Annotated in this window: 1 rRNA gene; it reads right to left on the minus strand. The window is 52.8% G+C overall.

The features are described from left to right. Positions 1–1522, minus strand: a 23S ribosomal RNA gene (locus tag KLP42_RS26515); the annotation flags it as partial.

The raw sequence follows: 1522 nt of genomic DNA on the forward strand, positions 1-1522 counted from the left end.
ACTTATCCCGTCCATACATAGCTACCCAGCTATGCCGTTGGCACGACAACTGGTACACCAGAGGTATGTCCATCCCGGTCCTCTCGTACTAAGGACAGCTCCTCTCAAATTTCCTACGCCCACGACGGATAGGGACCGAACTGTCTCACGACGTTCTGAACCCAGCTCGCGTACCGCTTTAATGGGCGAACAGCCCAACCCTTGGGACCGACTACAGCCCCAGGATGCGATGAGCCGACATCGAGGTGCCAAACCTCCCCGTCGATGTGAACTCTTGGGGGAGATAAGCCTGTTATCCCCGGGGTAGCTTTTATCCGTTGAGCGATGGCCCTTCCATGCGGAACCACCGGATCACTAAGTCCGTCTTTCGACCCTGCTCGACTTGTAAGTCTCGCAGTCAAGCTCCCTTATGCCTTTACACTCTATGAATGATTTCCAACCATTCTGAGGGAACCTTTGAGCGCCTCCGTTACCTTTTAGGAGGCGACCGCCCCAGTCAAACTGCCCACCTGACACTGTCTCCCACCACGATAAGTGGTGCGGGTTAGAAAGCCAACACAGCTAGGGTAGTATCCCACCAATGCCTCCACGTAAGCTAGCGCTCACGTTTCAAAGGCTCCTACCTATCCTGTACAAGCTGTGCCGAATTTCAATATCAGGCTACAGTAAAGCTCCACGGGGTCTTTCCGTCCTGTCGCGGGTAACCTGCATCTTCACAGGTACTATGATTTCACCGAGTCTCTCGTTGAGACAGTGCCCAAATCGTTACGCCTTTCGTGCGGGTCGGAACTTACCCGACAAGGAATTTCGCTACCTTAGGACCGTTATAGTTACGGCCGCCGTTTACTGGGGCTTCGATTCGTAGCTTCGCAGAAGCTAACTACTCCTCTTAACCTTCCAGCACCGGGCAGGCGTCAGCCCCTATACATCACCTTACGGTTTAGCAGAGACCTGTGTTTTTGATAAACAGTCGCTTGGGCCTATTCACTGCGGCTCTTCTGGGCGTTAACCCTAAAGAGCACCCCTTCTCCCGAAGTTACGGGGTCATTTTGCCGAGTTCCTTAACGAGAGTTCGCTCGCTCACCTTAGAATTCTCATCTTGACTACCTGTGTCGGTTTGCGGTACGGGCACCTGTTATCTATCTAGAGGCTTTTCTTGGCAGTGTGAAATCAACGACTCGAGGAAACAATTTCCTCTCCCCATCACAGCTTGACCTTATGAGTGCCGGATTTGCCTAACACTCAGTCTTACTGCTTGGACGTGCAATCCAATAGCACGCTTCGCCTATCCTACTGCGTCCCCCCATCGATTAAAACGATACTAGGTGGTACGGGAATATCAACCTGTTATCCATCGCCTACGCCTGTCGGCCTCAGCTTAGGACCCGACTAACCCAGAGCGGACGAGCCTTCCTCTGGAAACCTTAGTCAATCGGTGGACGGGATTCTCACCCGTCTTTCGCTACTCACACCGGCATTCTCACTTCTAAGCGCTCCACATGTCCTTGCGATCATGCTTCGA

Origin of the sequence: Rhizobium sp. CSW-27, assembly GCF_018760785.1 — a bacterium.
Taxonomy (GTDB): domain Bacteria; phylum Pseudomonadota; class Alphaproteobacteria; order Rhizobiales; family Rhizobiaceae; genus Neorhizobium.